The organism is Robertmurraya dakarensis, from assembly GCF_900156875.1.
GTDB classification, from domain to species: Bacteria; Bacillota; Bacilli; order Bacillales; family Cytobacillaceae; genus Robertmurraya; species Robertmurraya dakarensis.
In genome coordinates, this window is record NZ_LT707409.1 from 2,552,345 (window position 1) to 2,558,604 (window position 6,260).

Here is a 6,260-nt window from a genome sequence, read left to right on the forward strand (position 1 = left end):
ATTACAGCTTGTCATTATCCTTCGTTCAATTGTGATTCAGTTTCATCAAAAGCACGTTTCGTTTCCTCTAACTTCTGTTGAATATCAGCGCCTTGGTCAGCTTCATCAGCTTGTCCTTTTCCATCTGATACAGTTAATCCTTTAACCTTGTTTATGATTTCATGAGATTGCTTAGAAACGTTCTTTCCAATGACGTTTGTTTTTTCTTTTGCGACATCTGCTAATTCAGTACCTTTATGAACAGCTGCCTCACGCCATTGACTTGTCCTATCCTTAAGTGAGTGCGCACCATGATTAATATTATCACGTATTTCCTTTCCAGACTTTGGAGCTAGGAAGAGTGCAGTAGCAGCCCCTACCATTCCTCCTATAAGACATCCTATGATAAAATCCTTTGTATTAATGCTCTCTTCGTACCGATTTTCCTGCCTGTCATTCTCCTGATTTTCATAATTAGCCATTTTTTATCCCTCCATATTATTTGTACTTAACCATTTTCTTGAATTTTTCTCTCATGCTGCTGTTCTTTCTTTTGCCTAGAGGACTTTTTTTCAGTCCATTTATCTTTAAGTTCTAAAAGAACGTTGCTCCACTGAATAACCTGGGAGACTCTTTCTTTATTTTGATCAATTTGGGTATTTACGGATGAAGTAATTTTTTTAACGGACTGATTAAACTGTCCGATTGACTCTCCTACATCATTCACAGCATCAACTACTACATTTAAGCGTTCTGACTTCTCTTGAATATCCTCAGCAAGTGTATTTGTTTTATGTAATAACTCAGTAGTCTCCCGTGTGACACCATCTAATTGCTTTTCAAGTCCAGCTAAGGTATGGGAAACATGATCCAATGTTCCTTGTAACGATTTTAAAGTCCTTCCTATAAATAATACTAAAATAAAAAAGGCAATCGCAGCTAATGCTGCACTTAAGTAAAGAATAATTTCCACTCTATTAGCACCTCCGGCATCCTTCTCATTAACTTCTTCCCTAATGGGACAGACAATAAACAAATAATAGTACAGTCTACATATACCTTAAATTTTCCTTTACATACAAATCTTAACACAAATTGATTCTACTTTCATTTTAATTCCTTTATAAAGAATGAAGTGACTGAGATAACGTATAATCGTAGAAATTTATTTTCACTTATCTTTTCGGTTAAAATAAGAAAGGTGGAAGAAGACGATACTTCCTTTGAAAGAAACAGAGCAACTCAATGAAAAAGCCGGAGGTAATATATGAAAGACCCTCGTATCGAAACATTAGCAAAAAATCTAATTAATTATTCTGTAAGGCTTCAGAAAGGAGAAAAGGTATTAATTGAAAACTTTGGTTTGCAGCGCGAGCTCGTCACAGCTCTTGTGAAGGAAGCCTATTCAGCTGGCGGATACCCATTCGTGTTATTAAAAGACCATGTAGTCGACCGCTCGCTTTTAATGGGGGCGCAGGAAGAACAGTACAACATGATGGCTGATTTTGAAGCAAATGTCATGAAAGAGATGGATGCCTACATCGGGCTCAGATCCGGAGATAACATTAATGAACAGGCAGATGTTCCTGATGACAAAATGAAAATACATGGTTCCACTATCGGGAAAAAGGTTCACCGAGACATTCGTGTCCCTAAAACCAAATGGGTTGTGCTTCGCTACCCGACATCTTCCATGGCGCAGCTTGCAAAAATGAGCACGGAGGCTTTTGAAGATTTCTATTTTAAAGTTTGTAATTTAGATTATGGAAAAATGGATAAAGCCATGGATAATCTCGCCAACCTTATGAACAAAACGGATAAAGTTCGCCTGACCGGACCCGGAACAGATCTATCTTTTTCCATAAAGGATATTCCTGCTATTAAGTGTTCGGGACAAATGAACATTCCAGATGGAGAAGTCTATACGGCTCCTGTCCGCAACTCGGTTAATGGAGTGATTACTTATAATACTCCGTCTCCTTACCAAGGTTTCACATTTGAGAATGTTAAATTAACGTTTAAAGACGGTAAAATTGTCGAAGCAGAATCAAACGATACAGAAAGAATCAATAAGATTTTTGATACGGATGAAGGAGCACGCTATATCGGCGAGTTTGCGATTGGAGTGAACCCCCATATACAGCATCCGATGCAGGATATATTATTTGATGAGAAAATTGATGGCAGCTTCCACTTTACTCCTGGACAATGCTATGATGACGCATTTAATGACAATCACTCTAATATCCATTGGGACATGGTCAATATACAGCGTCCTGAATATGGCGGCGGGGAAATTTATTTTGATGATGTTTTAATCAGAAAAGATGGCGTATTTGTCATCCCTGAGCTGGAAGCACTTAATCCTGAAAATCTAAAATAAAAAATCAAAAAGGATACAGCATTTTCATGCTGCATCCTTTTTGATTACTGTAATTGCTTTTCATAAGCATCCTGGAATTTTTGAATATCTCCGGCACCCATAAAAATAATCACACCATTTTCATGCTTGTTTAATATCGTAATTTCCTCTTCGTTAATTACTTCTGAATCGGGAATCTTATCCCCAAGATCGTTAATTGACATTTTCCCATGATTCTCACGTGCAGAACCAAAGATCTCACATAAATATACTTTATCTGCGAGCGCAAGGCTTTCAGCAAACTCAGCTAAGAAAGTTTGCGTTCTTGTGAATGTATGCGGCTGAAAAACGGCAATAATTTCACGTTCAGGATACTTTTGACGTGCTGCATCAATTGTTGCTCTTATTTCAGTTGGGTGATGTGCATAATCATCAATTAATACTTGAGAGTCTATTTTTTTCTCAGAGAATCGTCTCTTTACTCCCTGGAAGCTCAGAAGCTGCTGTTTAACAACCTCAGGATTGATCCCTTCATATTGACAAACGGCAATCACAGCAAGCGCATTTAAGACATTATGTTCTCCAAATGTCGGAATAGAGAATGTCTCATAAAACTCATTGCGAATAAAAACATCAAAGGTTGTGCCTTCTGTTGATTTTTCTAAGTTCCGGGCCTGAAAATCATTTTCCTCGCCAAAGCCATAAAAAAGCACAGGAACCTTCGCTTGAATTTTTTGAAGCTGTTCATCATCCCCGCAAGCAAAAATTCCCTTTTTAACTTGCAGCGCCATTTCTTGAAATGCCGAGAACACGTCATCAATATTGGCAAAATAATCAGGATGGTCAAAATCAATATTTGTCATGATGGCATAATCCGGAAAATAGGCCAAGAAATGACGTCTATATTCACATGCTTCAAATACAAAATACTCTGCTTCTTTATCGCCTTTACCAGTTCCATCTCCAATTAAAAAAGCAGATGGTATTGCCCCGCGGATTACATGTGCAAGCAGCCCGGTGGTCGATGTCTTTCCATGTGCACCAGTTATTGCGATGCTTGTGAATTTTTGCATAAAGTCGCCTAAGAAACGATGATAACGGATTACCGGAATATCTAATCGATTGGCTTCTTCAATTTCCTCATGTGTATCCGGGAAAGCATTCCCTGCAATAACGATCATATCAGGTTTTATATTTTCTTTTTGAAATGGGAGGATCCTAATACCTGACTGCTCAAGGGCTATCTGTGTAAAAAAGTGTTTATCTACATCAGAACCTTGAACTTCAAAATCCATATCATGCAGGATTTGTGCTAAAGCACTCATCCCAGATCCCTTTATACCCACAAAATGGTAAATAGTCATAAAAGAACCTCCAACCATCGTCTATCTGTAAAACAGTATATGACATAAATCAGCTTTTGCTCATTTTACACTGTAAATCAAGCTTGTGTATTCATATGTACAATACGAAAATACTTGAGTTCTCAGTAGACTTTATCATGTTAAAACATTATATCATCATTTAATCATAAAAACTATGTATCGTGAAAAAACAGATTTATCTTTATATTGGGAGCGGTTGTATCACCAATAACTCCCAATATAAATGATATTTGTGTTTCTATCAAAATGACCCATTTTCATGAATGGATTCAAGCTCAGCTTCTGTAATCAATACATCTCTCGGCTTGCTGCCTCGTGCTTCAGAAATAAAGCCTTGCTCCTCCATTAGATCAATCAGCCTTGCCGCACGGTTATAGCCAATTTTGAACCTTCTTTGCAAACTGGAAGTCGATGCCCCTCCTTGGTCGATAATAAACTCACATGCTTCATAAAATAATTCATCTTCTTCTTCATGTACAGTTGCTTTTTTCAAGAGTTCTTCTTGTTCAAACAAGTACTGAGGACTTTGTTCTCTTCGAACATGAGCAACTACAGCATCAATCTCATCATCAGATACAAACGTTCCTTGTAATCTGACTGGTTTGGATGAACCATTTTCTAAAAAGAGCATATCGCCTTTTCCAAGGAGTCTTTCCGCACCGCTAATATCAATAATCGTTCTTGAGTCAACTTGTGATGAGACAGAGAACGCAATTCTTGTCGGTACGTTTGCCTTAATTAATCCCGTAATAACATCTACTGATGGACGCTGTGTTGCGATGATTAAATGGATTCCACAGGCACGTGCCTTCTGGGCAATTCGACATATTGCTTCTTCTACGTCCGCAGGTGACATCATCATTAAATCCGCAAGCTCATCGATAACAATAACAATATATGGAAGCTTTTCTGATTTATGATGTTCAGCCAATTCATTAAAACGGGAAATATCGCGAACTCCTGAATGAGCAAATAGTTCATAACGCCGCTCCATCTCTTCAACAGCCCATTTTAAGGCAGCCGTCGCAGCTTTCACATCTGTAATAACCGGACTTACTAAATGCGGAATTTGATTGTACGGTGCAAGCTCAACCATCTTCGGATCAATGAGCATCAGCTTTACTTCATTAGGATTTGCTTTAAACATCAAACTTACAAGGATCGAATTGATACAGACACTTTTACCGGAACCTGTTGCACCCGCTATCAAACCATGCGGCATTTTCCGTAAGTCTGTTACAATCGGCTTCCCTGATATATCAAGGCCCAGTACAGCTGTTAAAGGCGACGAGTGCTGCAGGAATTCGTCACTATTAATAATCTCACTGATGAGTACGGGTCGGCTTGATTCATTTGGCACCTCAATGCCGATCAGGTGTGTACCAGGTATTGGCGCTTCCATACGAATATCTTTTGCCGCTAAGCTCAGTTTGATATCATCTGATAAATTTGTAATTTTATTGACCTTCACACCCGGCTCAGGATGAACTTCAAATCGGGTAACAGAAGGACCTTGTGTTACATTCGCTACTTTCGCCCGTACATTAAAACTAAGCAGTGTTTCATTCAGCAAGCCTTCCCTTTCTTGAAGCCACTCTGGATCTGGCTTAAGAAAAACAGGCGGCTTTAGCAGCTCTCTAGCAGGGAATACATAATAAGGTTCATCAAAATTCTGCCCCTCTATAATTGACTCATCTGGCTGTGATTCTGCTGATTCTGTCATCTCAAAATTTATATATTCTGCTTCATTATCCTCTGCTGGCGGTTCTTCTATTTCTAATTCATGGACTGGAGATTCCATTAACAAGTCCTCTTGTGCGGCACTTGCTTCTTGGTGTGCTGCATTAAATTCTTGGACGGCAATGGTTTCTTCGATTCTTTCGACAACATCTGCTTTTTCGACTGCTGGCGATGTTTTTTCTTGATGAATTCTTCTCTCTAGTTTCCGCTTATCTTCTTTCAGCATAATGACATTAAACGGAATGTGAGATCTTGCTTTTACTGTTTCTTCTACTTGCGGCTCTGTTTCCTCTTGGCTGAACATGGAAGCCTCGTCTGCTTCTTCTGTATTCTCCTCTAATGAAAAGGATTCCTTCTCCCCCTCACCAGGAGGCATTTCCTCAGAAAAGAATAGTTCTTCAACAGTCTCATTTGTTGTTCCTTCAGAGACCTCCACAAAGGATTCCTCAATATCCTCTGCTGACTGTTGGGCTGGTTCCTCGGTGATTACTTCTTCCTCAATTGATTGTTGAACTGGCTGCTCAATGAATTCCTCTTCTTCAATCTCCTCTTCTGCTTGTGAGATTGACTCCTCGATGATTTCCGTTTCTTCAACAGCTTCCATCGATTGTGGAACTGGTTCCTCGGTCATTTCCGTTTCTTCAACAGGCTCTATTGCTTGTGGGACGGATTCCTCGGTCATTTCCACTTCTTCAACAGCCTCTATTGCTTGTGGGACGGATTCCTCGGTCATTTCCACTTCTTCAACAGCCTCTATTGCTTGTGGGACGGATTCCTCGGTCATTTCCACTTCT

The 6,260-nt window shown here is 39.2% G+C and carries 5 protein-coding genes; 1 reads left to right on the top strand and 4 read right to left on the bottom strand.

All coding sequences use genetic code 11. The annotated features are described in order from the left end of the window. Window positions 1–14: 14 nt before the first annotated feature. Together CZ487_RS21195 and CZ487_RS21200 are read right to left on the bottom strand one after the other, a co-directional pair. Entirely contained in the window at window positions 15–461 is a 447-nt protein-coding gene (locus tag CZ487_RS21195) for a YtxH domain-containing protein (protein ID WP_077214271.1), read from the bottom strand. Between the two features lie 26 nt (window positions 462–487). Beyond that, window positions 488–952, bottom strand: coding sequence for a DUF948 domain-containing protein (locus CZ487_RS21200; protein ID WP_077214272.1), 465 nt, complete (start codon window positions 950–952; stop codon window positions 488–490). Window positions 953–1,246: 294 nt separating this feature from the next. Here CZ487_RS21200 and CZ487_RS21205 point away from each other — a divergent pair, with 294 nt between their 5' ends. Beyond that, the gene (locus tag CZ487_RS21205; protein ID WP_077214273.1) at window positions 1,247–2,362 is read left to right on the top strand and encodes an aminopeptidase; all 1,116 of its coding nucleotides are present in this window, start codon (window positions 1,247–1,249) and stop codon (window positions 2,360–2,362) included. 44 nt (window positions 2,363–2,406) lie between these two features. On the opposite strand, the gene murC is transcribed toward CZ487_RS21205, so the two are convergent. Together murC and CZ487_RS21215 are read right to left on the bottom strand one after the other, a co-directional pair. After that, a complete protein-coding gene (gene murC / locus CZ487_RS21210; RefSeq protein ID WP_077214274.1) occupies window positions 2,407–3,705 on the bottom strand; it encodes a UDP-N-acetylmuramate--L-alanine ligase in 1,299 nt (432 codons plus the stop codon). A gap of 262 nt (window positions 3,706–3,967) precedes the next feature. Then, window positions 3,968–6,256 carry a DNA translocase FtsK gene (locus CZ487_RS21215; RefSeq protein ID WP_237562976.1) on the bottom strand — a complete coding sequence of 763 codons (2,289 nt, stop codon included), beginning with the start codon at window positions 6,254–6,256 and terminating at the stop codon, window positions 3,968–3,970. Window positions 6,257–6,260: the final 4 nt, after the last annotated feature.

What these genes read in the sequence shown, in the direction of transcription:
- CZ487_RS21195 (WP_077214271.1), bottom strand. Translation starts at nt 461, where the DNA reads ATGGCTAATTATGAAAATCAGGAGAATGACAGGCAGGAAAATCGGTAC.
- CZ487_RS21205 (WP_077214273.1), top strand. Translation starts at nt 1,247, where the DNA reads ATGAAAGACCCTCGTATCGAAACATTAGCAAAAAATCTAATTAATTAT.
- murC (WP_077214274.1), bottom strand. Translation starts at nt 3,705, where the DNA reads ATGACTATTTACCATTTTGTGGGTATAAAGGGATCTGGGATGAGTGCT.